General features: G+C 60.6%; 16 protein-coding genes, 1 tRNA gene and 1 pseudogene. 8 read left to right on the top strand and 10 right to left on the bottom strand.

Going from position 1 to position 18,259, the window contains the following annotated elements:
* Nucleotides 1-179 precede the first annotated feature (179 nt).
* The 5 genes from A3714_RS08820 to A3714_RS08800 all read left to right on the top strand — a co-directional run bounded on the left by A3714_RS08820 (nt 180) and on the right by A3714_RS08800 (nt 6,396).
* Nucleotides 180-1,319 carry an isocitrate/isopropylmalate dehydrogenase family protein gene (locus A3714_RS08820; protein WP_062816646.1) on the top strand — a complete coding sequence of 380 codons (1,140 nt, stop codon included), beginning with the start codon at nt 180-182 and terminating at the stop codon, nt 1,317-1,319.
* Between the two features lie 37 nt (nt 1,320-1,356).
* Nucleotides 1,357-2,643, top strand: coding sequence for an aspartate aminotransferase family protein (locus tag A3714_RS08815; RefSeq protein ID WP_062816645.1), 1,287 nt, complete (start codon nt 1,357-1,359; stop codon nt 2,641-2,643).
* Between the two features lie 35 nt (nt 2,644-2,678).
* Nucleotides 2,679-3,650, top strand: coding sequence for a D-2-hydroxyacid dehydrogenase (locus A3714_RS08810; RefSeq protein ID WP_062816644.1), 972 nt, complete (start codon nt 2,679-2,681; stop codon nt 3,648-3,650).
* Between the two features lie 66 nt (nt 3,651-3,716).
* Nucleotides 3,717-5,123 carry an amidase gene (locus tag A3714_RS08805; RefSeq protein WP_062816643.1) on the top strand — a complete coding sequence of 469 codons (1,407 nt, stop codon included), beginning with the start codon at nt 3,717-3,719 and terminating at the stop codon, nt 5,121-5,123.
* A 64-nt stretch (nt 5,124-5,187) separates the two neighbouring features.
* Nucleotides 5,188-6,396: a pyridoxal phosphate-dependent aminotransferase gene (locus A3714_RS08800; RefSeq protein WP_062816642.1), complete on the top strand. Its 1,209-nt coding sequence runs from the start codon at nt 5,188-5,190 to the stop codon at nt 6,394-6,396.
* Between the two features lie 134 nt (nt 6,397-6,530).
* Here A3714_RS08800 and secF read toward each other — a convergent pair whose 3' ends face one another.
* The 10 genes from secF to lptF form a co-directional block, all read right to left on the bottom strand.
* The gene (gene secF, locus A3714_RS08795; RefSeq protein ID WP_062816641.1) at nt 6,531-7,454 is read right to left on the bottom strand and encodes a protein translocase subunit SecF; all 924 of its coding nucleotides are present in this window, start codon (nt 7,452-7,454) and stop codon (nt 6,531-6,533) included.
* Nucleotides 7,455-7,467: 13 nt separating this feature from the next.
* A complete protein-coding gene (gene secD / locus A3714_RS08790) occupies nt 7,468-9,348 on the bottom strand; it encodes a protein translocase subunit SecD (RefSeq protein ID WP_063509306.1) in 1,881 nt (626 codons plus the stop codon).
* 123 nt (nt 9,349-9,471) lie between these two features.
* Nucleotides 9,472-9,828: a preprotein translocase subunit YajC gene (gene yajC, locus A3714_RS08785; protein ID WP_231865998.1), complete on the bottom strand. Its 357-nt coding sequence runs from the start codon at nt 9,826-9,828 to the stop codon at nt 9,472-9,474.
* Nucleotides 9,829-9,882: 54 nt separating this feature from the next.
* Nucleotides 9,883-10,995, bottom strand: a complete 1,113-nt coding sequence (gene tgt / locus A3714_RS08780) for a tRNA guanosine(34) transglycosylase Tgt (RefSeq protein ID WP_063509307.1) — start codon at nt 10,993-10,995, stop codon at nt 9,883-9,885.
* Nucleotides 10,996-11,004: 9 nt separating this feature from the next.
* Nucleotides 11,005-12,048 carry a tRNA preQ1(34) S-adenosylmethionine ribosyltransferase-isomerase QueA gene (gene queA / locus A3714_RS08775; RefSeq protein ID WP_062816831.1) on the bottom strand — a complete coding sequence of 348 codons (1,044 nt, stop codon included), beginning with the start codon at nt 12,046-12,048 and terminating at the stop codon, nt 11,005-11,007.
* A 117-nt stretch (nt 12,049-12,165) separates the two neighbouring features.
* Nucleotides 12,166-12,636 carry an RDD family protein gene (locus A3714_RS08770; RefSeq protein WP_062816638.1) on the bottom strand — a complete coding sequence of 157 codons (471 nt, stop codon included), beginning with the start codon at nt 12,634-12,636 and terminating at the stop codon, nt 12,166-12,168.
* Between the two features lie 77 nt (nt 12,637-12,713).
* Nucleotides 12,714-12,800, bottom strand: a tRNA-Leu gene (locus tag A3714_RS08765).
* A 57-nt stretch (nt 12,801-12,857) separates the two neighbouring features.
* Nucleotides 12,858-13,574 carry a PP2C family serine/threonine-protein phosphatase gene (locus A3714_RS08760; protein ID WP_062817903.1) on the bottom strand — a complete coding sequence of 239 codons (717 nt, stop codon included), beginning with the start codon at nt 13,572-13,574 and terminating at the stop codon, nt 12,858-12,860.
* Nucleotides 13,575-13,576: 2 nt separating this feature from the next.
* Nucleotides 13,577-14,638: an LPS export ABC transporter permease LptG gene (lptG, locus tag A3714_RS08755; protein ID WP_063509308.1), complete on the bottom strand. Its 1,062-nt coding sequence runs from the start codon at nt 14,636-14,638 to the stop codon at nt 13,577-13,579.
* Nucleotides 14,635-15,753, bottom strand: coding sequence for an LPS export ABC transporter permease LptF (lptF, locus tag A3714_RS08750; RefSeq protein ID WP_255357643.1), 1,119 nt, complete (start codon nt 15,751-15,753; stop codon nt 14,635-14,637). The genes lptG and lptF overlap by 4 nt, the downstream gene beginning before the upstream one ends.
* Nucleotides 15,754-16,074: 321 nt before the next feature.
* Between lptF and A3714_RS08745 the strand changes: the two genes are divergently transcribed.
* The 3 genes and pseudogenes from A3714_RS08745 to A3714_RS18215 all read left to right on the top strand — a co-directional run.
* Nucleotides 16,075-17,547 (top strand): leucyl aminopeptidase, encoded by a 1,473-nt coding sequence (locus tag A3714_RS08745; RefSeq protein WP_063509309.1) that lies wholly within the window; start codon nt 16,075-16,077, stop codon nt 17,545-17,547.
* 93 nt (nt 17,548-17,640) lie between these two features.
* Nucleotides 17,641-18,060, top strand: a complete 420-nt coding sequence (locus A3714_RS08740; protein ID WP_062817900.1) for a DNA polymerase III subunit chi — start codon at nt 17,641-17,643, stop codon at nt 18,058-18,060.
* A gap of 19 nt (nt 18,061-18,079) precedes the next feature.
* A pseudogene (locus A3714_RS18215) lies at nt 18,080-18,259 on the top strand (hypothetical protein); the annotation flags it as partial.

Genomic DNA, 18,259 nt, shown 5'->3' with positions numbered 1-18,259 from the left:
ACCTAACAACAGCTTCACGAGACACACTGCAAGCTGAGCATTAACGCATCGCTTGCAGAAACCGGAGCGCTTCACCTCCGCGCACACAGGCTTGCATCGCGGGCATCCATTGCCGCCACTGCCAGGACAGCCCGTATTGCAGCGTGGAGAGAGCGACCTGCAGCTGATAAGGAGGCGGAATGGGACAAGCGTTGAACATCGCCCTGCTTCCCGGTGACGGCATCGGCCCGGAAGTGACGGATGTGGCAGAGGCGGTCCTGAACCTGCTGATCCAGCGCTACCAGCTGCCGTTAGGATATACCCGCTTTGACTGGCCGTCCCACGCCTGGCATCAGGCCCATGGGGAGATGATGCCCGGCGACGGCGTGGCGCAGCTTCGCGAGTTTGATGCCATGCTGCTGGGCGCCCTGGGGGATCCCGGCCCGCTGGAAGACCCTTCCCGTTTTGTCCTGTCCGACAGCGTGTCTTTGGCACCGTTACTGGCCCTGCGCAAACAGCTCGACCTGTGGGCCTGCGAACGCCCGGCCCACTGGCTGCCCGGCGCGCCCCAGTATCTGGCCGATCCACGCGCCCGCGAAGTGGATATGCTGGTGATTCGCGAGAACAGCGAAGGCGAATACAGCGGCCAGGGCGGGCGGCTGGCGCCGGGCACTGCTCAGGAAGTGGCCACCCAGGTGGAGGTGTTTACCGCCCGCGCCACCGAACGACTGATCCGCCATGCCTTCCATCGGGCCCGTCAACGGGCCGCCCAGCGCGAAACACCCCGTCAGTTCAAGAACGGCAAGCACGCCCAGGTATGCCTGATCACCAAGCGCAATGCCCAGCCCTTCTGGGGCGACCTGTATACGGATACCTTTCAGCGCATCGCCAACGAATTTCCCGACGTGGACACTCACCACGAGCTGGTGGATGCGGCCTGCATGAAGTTCGTGCAGTGCCCCTGGCGCTTCGACGTGGTGGTCGCCAGCAATCTGCACGGTGACATTCTTACCGACCTGGCAGCGGTATTGTGCGGCGGACCGGGGCTCGCCCCATCCGCCAACCTGAACCCGGATGAACCCACGCTGCCCGCCCTCTTTGAACCGGTACACGGCAGCGCCCCGGACATTGCCGGCCAGAACCTGGCCGACCCCCGCGCCACCCTGATGAGCCTGGCCATGTTGCTGGAAAATCTGGCCCACCATCACCCGGCCATCGGCAGTGCGGCACAACATCTGCATGACCTGATTCAGGCGGACCTGGCCCGCGAGGCGAACGGTGACCCTTTTTCAGGCACCCGGGAAACCGGACAACGGCTATGCCAGTGGCTGGCAGCCTGACGCTGCGCCGGCAAGCCAACAACAGAAAGGAGGCACTATGAGTCACCTGTCCCCCCTGCTGGTGCAATCCAGCGGTATTTGTGCCGAGCGCGGCGAAGGAAACTGGCTCTACGACGAGGATGGCAACCGCTGGCTGGATTTCACCTCCGGGATCGGTGTGACCTCCACCGGTCACTGTCATCCGAAAGTGGTGGCTGCGGCTCAGGAGCAGGTCGCCAAACTGGTCCATGCGCAATATGCCACCGTCAAACACCCCAATATGGTTGAACTGACGGATCGGCTCTACAAGCATCTGCCCGCCCATATGGATGCTGTGGCGTTTTCCAATTCCGGCAGTGAGTCCGTGGAAGCAGCATTCCGCCTGGCACGACAGGCTACCGGTCGCCCCAACATTGTGGTGTTTCGTGGCGGTTTTCATGGCAGGACCATGGGCGCGGCGTCGTTGACCACCTCCAATAACAAGGTGCGCACCGGTTGGGCACCGCTGATGGCGGGCGTGTCGGTTGCCCCCTTCCCCCATGCCTACCGCTACGGCTGGGACGAAGACACTACCGTGGACTTCTGTCTGGGAGAACTCGATCACCTGATGATCACCGAGTGCAACCCCAAGGACACGGCGGCCATCATCATCGAACCGGTACAGGGCGAGTACGGCTACTACCCGGCGCCGAAACGTTTCATGGAAGGGCTGCAGGCACGCTGCAAGGAACATGGCATCCTGCTTATCGTCGATGAAATCCAGGCCGGCTACGGGCGCACCGGCAAGTTCTGGAGTCACGAACACAGCGGGGTGTCCGGGGACATCCTGATTACCGCCAAGGGGTTGGCCAGTGGTTACCCCCTGTCTGCCATCGCTGCCAGCAAATCCCTGATGGACAAGGGCTACCCGGGCTCCCAGGGCGGCACCTACGGCGCCAACGCGGTTGCCTGCGCTGCCGCCATCGCCACGCTGGACGTGATCGAAGAAGAAGGACTGGTAGAGCATGCCCGCGAGATGGGTGACTATCTGCTGGAGAAGCTCACGGCCGTTCAGCAGGATTTCCCCTGTATCGAAGAGATACGCGGCCAGGGCCTGATGCTCGGCGCCGAGATCACCCGCTCCCCGGGGGTGGCAGACGGCGAACACGCCGCGGCCATTCTCAAGGCCTGCGAGAAAGATGGCGTCCTGCTGCTCCGCTGTGGTCACAAGGGCCAGGTGGTTCGCTGGCTGCCTGCGCTCAACGTGACTCGCGAGGAAATCGATATCGCCGTGGGCACCTTCGCCAAGGCGATTGCCAGTACATGCAAGAACCAGGATAAACGCTGCTCAGGCTGCAAAAGCTGAATTCGAAAGCCACCGGAAAGTGAAAGAGTCGCATTATGAGCAAACCGGTAATTACGGTGCTGATGGCCGAGGATGAACCCTCCATGCCCGGGCTTGAAGCCCTTGCGGGGCAAGCGGAGGTTCGCGAGGCCCGGCATCGGGAGGAGTTGGAAGCCGCCCTTCCGGAAACGGAAATTTTGCTGGTGACCGATTTCCGCACCGAGATGCTGCAGGAAGTCTGGCCCGATCCCTGCAAAATTCGCTGGATACACGCCACAAGCGCGGGGGTGGATGCCCTGATGATTCCCCAAGTGCGTGACAGCGACATTCCTGTCACCAATGCCAGAGGTATTTTTGACAGGGGTATTGCCGAATATGTGCTCGGCGCCATGTTGCTGTTTGCCAAGGACACGCTCACCAACCTGTCGTTGATGAAGGAACACCGCTGGCAGCACCGGGAAACCCGTCTACTGCGAGACAGCCGGGCCTTGGTGGTAGGTGCCGGCTCCATTGGCCGGGAAGTGGCAACCGTACTGGGCGCCCTGGGCGTAAGCGTAGTGGGCACTGCCCGCAACGCCCGGGAGGATGCAGCGTTTGAGCGGGTGCATGCCCAACAGGATCTGCCCGATCTTCTCCCGGAAGCGGACTACGTCATCATTACCGCACCACTGACGCCGCAAACCGAAGGGCTGTTCGACGCTGACCAGTTCCTGCGCATGAAGCCCGGTGCGGTACTGATCAATGTGGGGCGCGGCCCCATCGTGGAAACGTCAGCGCTGCTGGCCGCCCTGCAAAGCGGGCATCTGGGCGGCGTTGCTCTGGACGTGTTCGAAGAAGAACCCCTGCACGCCAACCACCCGCTCTGGGATGAACCCAAGGCCATGCTGTCCGCCCATATGGCCGGTGACTTTATCGGCTGGCGAGCCGCGCTGGGTCAGCAATTTGTCGATAACTTTCAACGCTGGCAGAAAGGGGAACCGCTCAACAACCCGGTCAGCAAGGAGCACGGCTACGTCAGTAATGCCTGAGGCAAGAGCCTGACCGCAGCCCTACGCAGAGAAACACAGGATTAGCGTCAACCAGGAGTGATGCCGATGAGCAAGGAACTACTGACCATGAGCGCCCAGGCGCTGAAAGCCGCCTACCAGACCGGCGCCCTCTCCCCCGTAGAGGTTTGCTCCAACCTGCTGGACCATATCGAAAAGCATGACCCGGCCCTGAATGCCTGGTGCCTGATTGACCGCGACACCACCCTGCAATGGGCCCGTGAATCCGAACAACGCTATCAGCAAGGCACTCCGGAAGGGTTACTGGATGGTGTACCGGTGGCCGTCAAGGATGTCTTTCTCACCCCCATGTGGCCGACCCTGAAAGGCTCCAAAACCATCGACCCTGCCTCTACCCTGAACAAACGCTCCCCGGCGGTGGCCGCTCTGGAGCGCCATGGCTATGTCCCGCTGGGAAAGACCACGACCCCGGAGTTCGGCTGGAAAGGGATTACCGACAGCCCCTTGTGCGGGCCCACCAACAACCCCTGGGATCCATCCAAAACCGCCGGCGGCAGCAGCGGCGGCAGTTCCGCCGCGGTCTCCGCGGGCATGGCCCCACTGGCGCTTGGCACCGATGCCGGCGGCTCTATTCGCATCCCCGCCAGCTTCTGCGGCATCGTCGGCCACAAGCCCACTTTCAGCGAGGTCCCGCACTGGCCCGCCAGCCCGTTTGGCACCCTCGCCCACGCCGGCCCCATGACCCGTTCCGTGGCGGACGCCGCCCTCATGATGAACGTGATGTGCGAAGCCGATGCCCGCGACAGCCTGGCCGCCCCCCGCCGTCATATTGATTATCTGGCGGCGCTGGACCAACCCATGAAGGGCCTGAAAATCGCCATGAGCACCAACCTGGGTTATGTGGATGTGGATCCGGATATCGAGAAAGCGTTCAAGGACGCCGCCAGGGTATTTGAAGATCTGGGCGCCACCATCACTGAAGCCGACCCCGGATTCAGCAATCCGCTGGCCGCGTTCAGTCACCTTTTCTATAGCGGTGCGGCCAATGCCATGCGCGATCTCGGTGAGCGCCAACGCAGCCTGATGGACCCGGCGTTGATTGAAGTCGCCACCAAGGCCGAGAAACTCTCCATGCTGGATTACCTGGGCGCCATGAACGAGCGCATGGCGGTCAGCGAACGCATGGCGGTCTTTCACACCAAATACGATTTGCTGATTACTCCGACCCTGCCTCTTGGGGCGTTCGACACCAACCGCGAAGTACCGGTGGACTGGCCCAGCACCCGCTGGCCCACCTGGACCCCATTTACCTATCCGTTCAACCTGACTGGCCAGCCGGCACTGTCAGTGCCCATGGGGCTGGACAGCAAGGGCCTGCCCATGGGGCTGCAGATTGTCGGTGCCCGTTTCGACGATGCCCGGGTCCTGGCCGCCGGGCACGCCTTCGAGCAAGCCAAGCCATTCACCCTGTTGCCACCATTGCTGCAACACTAGACACGTGTTTTGCGGCGCGCCGTCGCCGCCGCCTGAAGAGCGGCGCATCAAAAAGAAGGAGCACATGATGGGCAATATCAATCTGGATACGGATTTCTACGAAAGCGAAGACCCGATCTGGAATCCGGCGCTGCTCACCATTCCGGTGCCGGGCATTCGTCGCATGGTGAACCTGGCATCGGACCTGGACAATGTTATTCATCTCTCCATTGGCCAACCGGATTTCAAGCCCCCGGGCCATGTTATCCAGGCCGCCGTGGATGCCCTCAACGCCGGGCAGACCGGCTACACCATGGACGCGGGCCTGCCGGAACTGCTCGAAGCCCTGGCTGAATACTACAGCCACCGATACCAACGCCCGCTGGTGCCGGAAAACCTGATGATCACCACCGGCGCCACCGAGGCGATCTATCTGGCGCTCACCGCCACTTCTGCACCCGGGCGGGAGTTCATCGTGCCCGACCCGTCATTCATGCTGTACGGCCCCCTGATCCGCATGAATGGCGGCACCGTAAAAACCATTGCAACCCGGGCAGAGAACAACCATCAGCTTGACCCCCAGGAAGTGATTGATGCCATGGGGCCGAATACCTTTGCCGTGGTCCTCAATTCCCCCAGCAACCCCACCGGCACCATCTACCCACGGGAAACCATTGAAGCCATCGTGGAAGAAGCGGCCTACCGGGGCATTCATGTGATCAGTGACGAGGTCTATGACCACCTGATCTATGACGGTCGGGATTACCCCAGCGTGCTGTCCTGCTGCTCGGACCTGGACCATGTGATGGTGATCAGCAGCTTCTCGAAAACCTTTTCCATGGCCGGCATGCGCATCGGCTGGCTGATCGGCAGCCAGGGCGCCATCAAGAAATTGCGCCGTTACCACATGTTCACCACCACGGTGGCCAACACCCCCTGCCAGTGGGCCGGGGTTGCTGCGTTGCGCGGCAGCAATGACTTTATTGACAGCATGGTGGCGGAATACCAGCACCGTCGGGACCGGCTGGTGGAACTGGTGGAACAGACCCCGTACCTGACCGGATACCAGCCTGATGGCGCCTTTTATTTGTTCCCGTCCCTGCCGGATGGGGTGGACGGCGCCAATGTGGCCCTGAAAATGCTGCGTGAAACCGGCGTCTGCACCATCCCCGGCGACACCTTCGGGGAAGCCGGCAAGCATGCCCTGCGCATCAGCTATTCCACCTCCCTGGACCAGATCGAGGAAGCCTTTGAACGCATCATCCCATGGATGAAAAAACAGAACTTCGGGTAAAAGGCGAGGTGCGAGTCGCGAAAGGCGAAACCGGTTTTGTCGTAACTCGCATCTACAGAAACAAAAAAGCCGCGAACAATCGCGGCTTTTTTAGGTTTAGCTATTAACGATGAATTGTTAACCATTCACTGCTTTTACGGTGTTTCATCCAGCTCTTCCGGTTCCGGAATCAGGAAGTCTTCCTTGGTCACCTTCATCATGAACAGAATGTTGGTGACCACGTAGATGGATGAATAGGTACCCACCAACACCCCGACGATCAGGGCTTCGGAAAACGCCTTCATCACTTCACCGCCGAAGAAGAACAGCGCCACCAATACCAGCAGGGTGGTCAAGGAGGTATTGATGGTCCGGGTCAGCGTCTGGTTCACCGCACCATTGATAATGGCTTCCGGATCCGTTTCCCGGGTATTGCGGAACTCGTCTCGAATCCGGTCCGCCACCACGATGGAGTCATTCAGCGAGTAACCAATCAGCGCCAGCACCGCCGCCAGCACCGTCAGATCAAATGGCCACTGCAACAGTGAAAACAGACCCAGCACGACAATCACATCGTGGAACAGGGCCACCACCGTCGCCACACCGAACTTGTTGGAAAAACGAAACCACACGTAGAGCATCATCAAGCCCAACGCCAGCAGCATGGCCGTACCGGATTCATCACGCAGTTCATCGCCCACCTGTGGGCCGACAAACTCCACCTTCAGCAATTCCAGATCACTGTTCTCAGCCTTGAGTGCATCGAATACCACGTAGCCGATCTTGTCCGCATCCACGCTGTCTTTTGGCGCCACACGGATATTCACTTCCTTGGGCGAACCATAATGCTGGACCACCGCGTCACCGAAACCGGCCTCGGACAGATCCGCTCTTGTCTGCGACAGCTCCACATCCACCGGACTTTTCACCACGATGGTAGTACCACCAGTGAAATCCAGGCCCAGATTCAGGCCCCGGGTCACCAACAGCACCACGGAGATCACTACCAGCGCGATGGACAGGATTCCCAGAGGTTTTCGGGCACCCATAAAATTGACGTTCATTTCTGCCTTACTCATCGCCATCACCGCCTCAGATACTCAGTTTGGCCGGTGCACGGGCACCGCGACCGTAGATCATTTCCACCATGGCACGGGTGCCGATGATGGACGTGAACATGGAAGTGAGAATGCCGATGAACAGGGTTACCGCGAACCCCTGTACCGACCCGGTACCGGCAGCAAACAGGATCACCGCCACGATCAGGGTGGTGATATTGGCATCCAGAATGGTGGTGAAGGCCTTGCCGTAGCCCTCTTCAATGGCTTGCAGTGGCTTGAGGCCACGGCGCAGATCTTCTTTCACCCGCTCGAAAATCAGCACGTTGGCGTCCACCGCCATACCCACGGTCAGTACGATACCGGCAATGCCGGGCAGGGTCAGGGTTGCGCCGGGAATCAGTGACATGATGCCAACGATGATCACCAGGTTGCCGAGCAGGGCCACATTGGCCACCAGGCCAAACACCTTGTACCAGACCACCATAAAGATCAGCACCAGGACCAGGCCCAGTGCCATGGACTTGAGGCCGGCTTCGATATTTTCCGCACCCAGGCTCGGGCCCACGGTACGCTCTTCGACAATGCTCACCGGCGCCGCCAGAGAACCGGCACGCAGCAGCAGGGCCAGCTCGGAGGCTTCCGCCGGGTTGTCCAGACCGGTGATGCGGAAACGGCTGCCCAGGGTATCCTGAATGGTGGCCACGTTGATCACGTACTTGTCCGTGGTGCTGACCATCTTGTCCACGGTGTTGCCATCGGCATCGGTGGTCTTCTGGACATCGGTCTTGGTCTCGATGAACAGCACCCCCATGGGGTTACCCACATTCTTGCCGGTGATGCGCTGCATGCGCTTGGCGCCATCCCCGTCCAGCGTCACATTCACTTCCGGTGAACCGTTCTGCTGATCGAAGCCCATACGCGCATCAATGACCTGGTCACCGGTGGCGATTTTGGACTTGCTCAAGGCAACAATACGGCCTTCCTGGCCCTTGAAGGGGAAAAACTCCAGCCCCGGCGGTGCTACCCCGGTACGCAGGCGCGCAGACGACACGCTGTTGTCCACCAGGCGAAATTCCAGGGTCGCAGTACGACCAAGGATCCGGCGGGCCTGGGACGCATCCTGAATCCCTGGCAACTGCACCACAATCCGGTCGGAGCCCTGGCGCTGCACCACGGCTTCCGCCACACCCAGTTCATTGACCCGCTTGTTCAGGGCGGTGCGGTTCTGATCCACCGCATAGTCCTGCATTTCCTTGAGCGCACTGTCATTCAGTGTCAGCACCACTTCCGGGCTGTCACCCGCCGGCTTCATGGCAAAGTTATCCAGTGCGCGGCGCAATGGCGCCCGGGCCGCATCGGCGGCCACCTGATCTGCAAAGGTGGCAGTAATGGTTGTGCCATCCACCTCCACGCTGCGATAGCGAACCCCGGCATCACGCAGGGTCAGCTTGGCATTCCCCGCCCAGGCTTCCATGCGGCTGGTCACCACGTCGTCCATATCCACCTGCAGCAGGAAATGCACCCCGCCCCGCAGATCCAGCCCCAGGTTCATGGGGCTGGCACCCACAGCACGCAGCCATTGGGGGGTGGTCGCCGCCAGGTTCAAGGCCACCACGTAGTTATCGCCCAACAGGTTGGCAGCGATTTCCCGTGCGCGAAGTTGTGCCTCCGTATCATCCAGGCGGACCAGCAGCGAGGTACCAACCGTTTCACCTGGCCCGTGGTTGAGACCGGCATCATCCAGAGCGCCAAGCACCCTCTGACGAGCCACATCGGTGACTTCACCACCGGCCTCTGCGTGGCTGATCTGGATGGCAGGCGCATCGGGGTAAAGATTGGGGAGCGCGTACAGGCCGCAGACGATCAGAGCGGTCAGTAGCAGGAAAAATTTCCAGCGGGGGTAGCGGGTCATAATACTTTCCGGTGTTGCCGGTCCTTGGGCCCGGGAATGAAAAGCGCTGCGCGCTCACCCCCGGGTAAAACAGGTTTTTGAGCCTGTAAAAAGCCCCGTACAGGACGGGGCTGACCGTTGTTTTTAGATGGACTTGATGGTGCCTTTGGGCAGGGTTGCCTGGACACTGCCTTTCTGCAGTTTGATTTCCAGGTTATTGCTGATTTCCACCACCACGAAGTCATCGGTCACCTTGCTGATACGGCCCAGGATGCCGCCGCTGGTGACCACTTCGTCGCCCTTGCTCAGGCTTTCCACCAGGTTTTTGTGCTCCTTGGCGCGTTTTTGCTGGGGACGAATCAGGAAGAAGTAGAACACCACCATCATCACCACCAGCATGATCAGCTCCACACCGCCCGGGCCCGCAGGCGCAGCCGCATAAGCCGGGGAAATCAGGCCGGTGGCCAGCAAGGCCAGGATGGAACGCATTGCGATTTTCATTGATTACTCCAAGTTTTCAATAAGCGAAGGGTGCCCCGAATAGCCGGTTGCACCCTACAGCGCGGGGGTTTGCTGGCCTCGCGCTGCATAGAAGTCGTCCACAAAGGCGGACAATGTACCCCCTTCAATGGCCCCCCGCAATCCAGCCATCAGGCGCTGATAATAACGCAGGTTATGGATGGTATTGAGTTGGGAGCCCAGCATTTCGTTGCAGCGGTCCAGATGGTGCAGATAGCTGCGAGAGAAATGCTGGCAGGTATAGCAGTCACAGTCCGATTCCAGGGGAGCCAGATCATGACGATGCCGGGCGTTGCGGATTTTCACCACGCCTTCGGCGGTAAACAGGTGACCGTTACGGGCATTCCGGGTGGGCATCACACAATCAAACATGTCTACGCCGCGCCGGACTGCTTCCACGATATCCTCCGGCTTGCCCACGCCCATCAGGTAGCGGGGGCGATCCGCAGGCATGTGGGGCGTCAAGTTGCCCAGGGTACGCAGCATGTCCTCCTGGGGCTCTCCCACGCTCAACCCGCCAACGGCATAACCGTCAAAGCCGATGTCCACCAGCCCGGCCAGGGATTCCCGACGGAGAGTGTCATACATGCCGCCCTGTACGATACCGAAGCAGGCTGCATCATTCCCTTCATGGGCGTCTTTGGAACGCCGGGCCCAGCGCAGGGACAGCTCCATGGAATCCCGGGCTTGTTGTTCGGTGGCCGGGAAAGGCGTGCATTCATCAAAGATCATGCAGATATCACTGCCCAGAGAGCGTTGTACCTGCATGGCCTTTTCCGGGGTCAGTTCCACCTTGTCGCCGTTGATGGGGTTCTTGAACACCACCCCCTGCTCGGAAATCTTGCGCATCTCGCCTAGGCTGAACACCTGGAAACCGCCGGAGTCGGTAAGAATCGGTTTATCCCATTGCATAAAGCCATGCAGGGAACCATGGGCCTCGATCACTTCAGTGCCCGGGCGCAACATCAGGTGGAAGGTATTGCCCAGGCAGATCTCGGCACCGGTATCGGCCAGATCCTTCGGCAACATGCCCTTGACGGTGCCATAGGTGCCCACCGGCATAAAGGCGGGGGTCTGGATAGTACCGCGGGGAAAGGTGATCTGCCCGCGCCTGGCGGCACCATCGGTGCCGCTGAGAGAAAAGTGCATTCGAGACATTTAACGCCCCTCTGCGGGAGGCATCTCCACCCGCTCGATAAACATGGCATCGCCATAGCTGAAAAACCGGTACTGCGCATCAATGGCCGCCTGGTAAGCAGCCATGACCCGTTCGCGGCCCGCAAAGGCACTAATCAGCATCAGCAGAGTGGATTTGGGAAGATGGAAATTGGTGACCAGGCAATCCACCAGCCGGAAACGGTAACCCGGATAAATGAAGATATCGGTCTCCCCCTGCCCCGCCATCAAGGCGCCGGACTGACTGGCCGCCTCCAGGGCCCGCAACGCGGTGGTGCCCACTGCCACTACCCGGCCACCCCGGGCGTGGGCCTGCGCCACCTGCTCCACCAGTGAATCGGGGATCTGGTAGCGCTCACTGTGCATGTGGTGGTCTTCCACCTTGTCCACCCGCACCGGCTGGAAGGTCCCCGCGCCAACATGGAGGGTGACAAAACCGATATCCACCCCGTGCTGCTCCAGCGCCGCCAGCATCTCGTCATCAAAATGCAGGCCGGCGGTGGGCGCCGCCACGGCGCCCGGCTCCCTGGCATAGACGGTCTGGTAGCGCTCCATGTCCCCGGCTTCATCCGGCCGGTCGATGTAAGGCGGCAACGGTACGTGACCGATACGCTCGAGCGCCGCGAGCAAGGTGTCACAGCCATGGAACGCAAGAATGAACAGGGCATCCCGGCGGCCAGTGACCTGGGCTCGCACGCCGTCATCAAACTGCAGCCAGGAACCCGGCTTCGGCGATTTGGAAGCCCGCACATGGGCCAGCGCCTCACGGTCATCCACCACCCGCTCGATCAGGACTTCCACCTTGCCGCCGCTTTCCTTCTGACCGAACAGACGAGCGGGGATCACCCGGGTATCGTTAAAAATCAGCAGATCGCCGGGCCGCACATGAGAAAGCAGATCCGGGAATTGCTGATGCTGGAGGGCATCACGGGTGAGCGCCAGCAAGCGGGCATCGCGTCGCTCGGCAGGCGGGTGGCGGGCAATCAGCCCGTCCGGGAGAGCAAAATCAAAATCGTCGACGTTCACGTACTGTACCGGCACGGAAGCTATTGGGGGTGGCAAGGATACCTGCTCTGCCACGTGGAAAAAACACCCTTCATCAAGACCTCTACGGCGGCCTCGCGAATAAAGTGCGAGGGGAAATCAGCTCTTCTTCGGCTTTTTCGGCAATTCCACCGTGGCAGTGGCGGACAGGCGGTCGTGCAGTGTCTGGTGAGGAGCAATCAGCACCACCAGATAACCGGCGCCGAATAGCGCCCAGGAAACACAGGCGCCCAGAAAACGGACCACGGTCTGCCACAGCTTGACCGACCCACCCCGATAATCCTGCACCTGCAGCCTCCAGGCACGCATACCCAGCGTCTGGCCGCCGCGCATCCAGAACCAGGCATAAAACAGCCAGGTTTCCACCAGCAATAGCGGCAACAGAATGCCTTTGAGAAAACCCGGTGCCGCACGGGTCACACCGTTGATGGATTCTTCCGGCAAACCGGTATGGGGATATACCAGCACAAAAATACCCGCGGTCACGAACCACAGGGCCATCACCAGAAAACCGTCATACACCAACGCCATCAGACGTTTGAGCAAACCGGCAGGTTGCAGCTTCTCCATCAGGTCACTCCATTCCGCGTCGGGCCATTGTGCTGCGCCCATAAAAAAGCCCGCGCGAAGCGGGCTTTTTTATCATTTGGTACCAGAGGCCGGACTTGAACCGGCACGCCCGCGAAGGCAACGGATTTTGAATCCGTCGTGTCTACCAATTCCACCACTCTGGCAGTGGTGCGCGAGTATACCAGCAGATGACGGCTTTGCCAGCCTCGGAGAAAGATTTGTCACTCGTAATGCCCATTAGCGGACACTTTTACCGCCGTCACGTTATCCCGGCTACCCGCATTGAGCGCGGCTTTGAGGATGGCAGACTCGCTGGCACCCTGTCCCATCAGGCGCCCCAGATCGTCCACCGTGAGGACCGAATGCACGCCATCAGTGGTCAGCAGAAACTGTTGATCCGCAGAAAGATCAAAACGGGCCTGCTCCAGTTTCAGCTTGTCGCCATTGCCAATGGCCTGATAGATCACATGGGCCCGGGGGTGGGACATGGCCTGGCGCTCATCAATGTCCCCCGCATCCACCAGGGCCTGAACCGGCGTATGATCCCGGGTCAACCGGGTCATCTCTTCCCCCACATGGCGATATAGTCGGGCATCTCCGGCCCACAGCACGGCAGCCTCATCCCGATAAATCAGCAGCACTGCCACAGTGGCCCCCATGGGCTTGCTGCGCAGGTGCAGTGCCGCATGATGGCGAATGGCGTGATTGGCGCTCTGCAAGGCGGATTCCACGGCCATCAGCCGGTGGGCAATACCGCCCCCCAGCGCCACCGTGTCCAGGGATTCACGGATAATGGTAGCGGCCAGATCACCGGCATCGTGCCCTCCCATGCCATCGATCACCGCCCACAGCCCGTCACTGTCCCGGCACACCAGGGTGTCTTCATTGGCAGGTCTGCGCCCTTTATGGGTGCGCCCCTGCCCCCTCCAGATTGTCATTATTATCGTACCCGCTGCAGGAGCCAGACCCCCAGGATGAGACACAGCGCCGGTGGTACAACCGCCGCCATCAAGGGTTCGGTATGAAACACCAGCGATAATTGGCCAAAGAACTGCTGGCCGTAATGGAAGATCAGCCCGGCCACAATCCCTGCGGTGAGACGCAGGCCCATGGTGACCTCTCGCAGTGGCCCGAACACGAAAGAGATGGCGATCAGCACCATGCCGATCGTGGCCAGCGGCATGAACAGTTTCTGCCAGAAACTCAGCATGTAATCGGCGGTTTCCAGTCCCTGGCGTTTCAGGTAATCGGTATACTCGAGCAGCTTGGCCATGGCCAGATGATCCGGTTCCAGCACCACGATACTGAGCAGCTGCGGAGTCAGCTTGGTTTGCCACCGGGCGTTATCGCGATTGAAGACTTCGGTACCTTCATCGGAAAGCCGGGTTCCCTTGATGCCTTCCAGTGACCAGTAATCGCCTTGGTAAATGGCCCGCTCGACAAACTGGGTTTCCGTGAGCTTGTGATTGTCATCAAAGCGATAGCGGGTCAACCCATGCAGCACACCGTTGGGTTGCACCGCGTTGATATGAATGAACTCCGGCCCTTCCCGGTGCCAGTAACCATATTTGGAACGCAGCGCCTCGCCGCCCCCTTCCGCCATGGAACGGTTACTCTGCGCCACCTGCTCCGAATAGGGCGTCAGGTATTCACCAAGAGGAATGGACAGCAGGATCAGCAGGAAAACCGGACGCAACACCAGCCAGCTCACCTTCAATGTGGAGACACCGGAAGCCCGAATCACCGACAACTCGCCGCTATTGGCCAGCAGACCGAGGCCAATCAGGGTCCCCAGCAAGATGGCCATCGGCAGGTATTCATGCACACGCCGGGGGGTGGTGGTGAGAATAAACTGCAGCGCCTGCATGGCCTGATAATCCCCACGCAGACCTTCCAGTTCATAGATAAACCCGAACAGACAATCCAGGCCCACGATAATGCCCAGAATCGCCAGCGTAGGAATCAATACCGCCCGCCAGAAGTAGCGTTTCAGTAATCTCACGCCCGCCTCCTGCGGCGGAAAATCCGCCCGCCGAAATACAACAAGAACACCACAATCACTGCGGTAAGGTGTACCCAGCCAGTGTGCAGGTACCAGGGCAGAGCTCCCTCATGGTCCTCGATAGCACTGCGTGTGACCAACAGCATGCCCACGTACAGCATGTAGCCAAGCACCGCCGGGATCAGCCGGTAAAAACGGCCCTGGCGCGGGTTCACCCGGGCCAGCGGAATCGCTGCCAGGGCCATGATGGGCACGGTCAGAATCAGGGAAATACGCCACTGCAACTCCGCCATGGCATCGCGACTGTTGTCCCGTTCGTTGATCAACTCCGCCGTCGGCCGACCGCGCACCTTGGGAGGGCGGCTGTCGGTTCGCTCCTTACCGATTCTTACCTTCGCTTCCTTGAAGCCGATTTCCTTGTAGTCACTCTGGCCCGGCTTGCCTTGATACTGGAAGCCCTCGGTCAGTAACAGATAGCTGATGCCCTCTTCCTGTACCAGCTTGCCGCTCTTGGCCCAGACCGTCAGCAAACGATCCGCCTCGCCGCGGGCCTGGAACCGGGCATCCGCCACGAACACATTTTCCAGCACGCCTTTTTCCCGGTTCATCTGCTCCGCGTAGGTGGCACGCTGGGTATTGCTGGAGCCTTTTACGTGGAAACGCCCCGGGGTGAGCAGTTCCAGCACCGAGCGGTCTTTCTGCTCTTCAAAGATGCGGTTCACTTCCGCATCGCCCCTTGGCGTCACATAGAGGGAAAACATGGCGACCAGGGTAGTGGCCATGAGGATAGGCAGAATCAGTGACCGGACGATCCGGCGATGGCCCTGGCCACCGGCCTGCAGCACCACCATCTCGTTATCCATGTGCATGCGACCGAGCACCAGCAGCAGGCCGATATAGAGGCTGAGGGGGACGATCATCTGCAGGAATTCCGGCATCCGGAACGCCATCACCAAAAACAGGGCGTCGGCGGCGATTTCGCCGGCGGCGGCTTCGGCGAGGTATTTGATAAACCGGCCACTGACCAACACCATCACCAGAATAAAGGTGACCATGACGGTGGTCATGAAGACTTGCCGGTTAATATAACGATGAAGAATCAAGGGCTGGCCCACTCATTCATGTCTGCAAAAAGGCACCGACACCCCGAAAAGGCAGGACTGATCGCCTGCGGGAGCGGCACATACCGCGCGGGCGACCCGGCAACCAGGCACCTGCGGCAGCAGTGAATGGGTCCTAGTGTAACTGACTGACTGGCCAAGGTGATAATCAAGCGCAATGAAATACCGCTGACAGCGGCGGTTTCGCTGGCAACCCGGCACGCCCCGGCACCCTGCCCCGATTGCGTTTGAACGCCGAACAGCCCACTATTTCCCTGTTTTCGCACCGGCAAGCGCTCTTGCCGCGTGTCATACCTTGATTGATATGGAGACAGCATGGACTTCGCAGTGAGCAACAGGCCCCTGGACAAATTCAAAGCCGATGCACTGATTCTGGTGCTGGGCAAGAACAGCGATCTTCCGGAGTCACTGCCGGAGAGCACCCGCGACCAGCTCACCCGTTTCATCAAGGCCGGCGACTTTGACGGCAGCAAGGGCCAGATGAGCTGGCTGCACCAACCGGAAGGTCTGGCCGCCGCTCGCCTGCTGCTGGTAGGCCGGGGCGACAAGCAGCCCTCCGATCTGCAGTGGCAGGAACTGCTGCGCCAGACGGTGAAAACGGTTCGCAAAGCACCGGTCAAACACGCCGTCTGGTTGCTCGACGCAAGCCTGCCGCAAAGTCTGGAGTGGCAGGCCCGAGAAGGCACCCGGGTGGCAGAAGAAAGCACTTACCGTTTCGATCAGTACCGCAGCAAGCCGGCACCGGCCAGCAAGCTGGGCAAATGGACCTTCTGGCATGCGGAAAAAGATGCCGCCCTGAGCAAGGCAAGCAAGACCGGCAAAGGCGTGGCAAGCGGCGTCAACCTGGCCCGGGACCTGGGCAATCTGCCGCCCAACGACTGCTACCCGGAGTACCTGAGCGGCGTGGCCCGAGATCTGGGCAAGGCCTACGACAAACTCACCGTCAAGGTGATCAGTCAGGCCCAGGCTGAAAAAATGGGCATGGGCGCCTTCGTTGCCGTGGCCAAGGGTTCCGAGCGCCAGGGCCAGATTATCGTCATGGAATACAAGGGCGCCAAACCCGGCAAGGCGGGCCCCGTGGCCCTGGTCGGCAAGGGCATCACCTTCGATACCGGCGGCATCTCTCTCAAGCCCGGCGCCAATATGGACGAGATGAAATACGACATGGGCGGTGCTGCCAGCGTGTTCGGCAGCGTCAAGACCGTGTGCGAGCTGGACCTGCCCATCCACATGGTGGCGGTGGTTGCAGCGGCGGAAAACATGCCCGACGGGCGCGCTTCCCGGCCCGGGGATATCGTCAAGACCCTGTCCGGGCAGACCGTGGAAATTCTCAATACTGACGCGGAAGGCCGGCTGGTGCTGTGTGATGCGTTGACCTATGTGCAACAGAAACACAAACCACACACCGTCATCGATGTCGCGACCCTCACCGGCGCCTGCGTTGTCGCCCTGGGCGCCCATGCCCAGGCGGTATATAGCAACGACGATGATCTCAGCCAGGCGCTGCTGGCCGCCGGCCAGGAGACCGGTGACCGGGGCTGGCCCATGCCCCTGTGGGACGAGTACCAGAGCCAGCTGGACAGTCCCTTCGCCGACATGCAGAACATCGGCGGCCCCAAAGCCGGCTCCATCACTGCCGCCTGCTTCCTGTCACGTTTTGCCAAGGACGTGAAATGGGCGCATCTGGATATCGCCGGCACCGCCTGGATCAGCGGCGGCATGAGCAAAGGAGCCACCGGTCGCCCGGTGCCCATGCTGACCCGCTATCTGATGAACCTGAGCCAGTAATGGACCGGTCGCCGGAAACCTGATGGCCGGCGACGACAGCGCAACCCACGCGTCAGACGTGCATTTTTCACGTCTGACGCCCGCAGGCCCACCATGACCGAAGTGACTTTCTACCTGAGCAACAAAGCTGGCGACGGCGTTCGTCAGGCGCTGGCCTGGCGCATTGCCGACAAGGCCCAGAAACAGGGCCGGCTGGTCTATATTCATTGCCGGGATGCGGACCATGCACGGCAACTGGACCAGCAGTTCTGGCAGACTCCTGCCACTGGCTTCCTGCCCCACGGGACTCAGCAGGAAGGCAAGGCCCCGGTCATCCTGGGTCACGGCGAGGATCCCGGCGACCACCACGATGTGCTGATCAACCTGACCGATCAGGTGCCGGATTTTGCCTCCCGTTTCCAGCGGGTTGCAGAGATGATCAGCGGTGCCGAGAATGAAAGACAGGCCGGGCGTGACCGATTTCGCTACTACCGCGAGCGGGGCTTCCCGGTCACCACACACGAACTGGGCTGAACACGCCACGGACACCACCATGAGCGACCGGGAGACACGAAAAAAAGAGCTTCTCAAGGAGCTCGGCGACGTCCAGTCACTGCTGGACGACACGGAGGCTCGGCCAGCCCCTTCGACCACCGGCCCCGGCAGCCTGGAGCGAGAGCAGATCCGCAAGCTCGCCAGCGAACGACACAACCCCTTTCTTGGCAGCCCAACC

This window comes from Alcanivorax sp. HI0007 (assembly GCF_001635525.1).
GTDB lineage: Bacteria > Pseudomonadota > Gammaproteobacteria > Pseudomonadales > Alcanivoracaceae > Alcanivorax.
The sequence above is the reverse complement of the archived record's forward strand: the minus strand, read 5'-3'. Positions and strand labels throughout refer to the sequence as shown.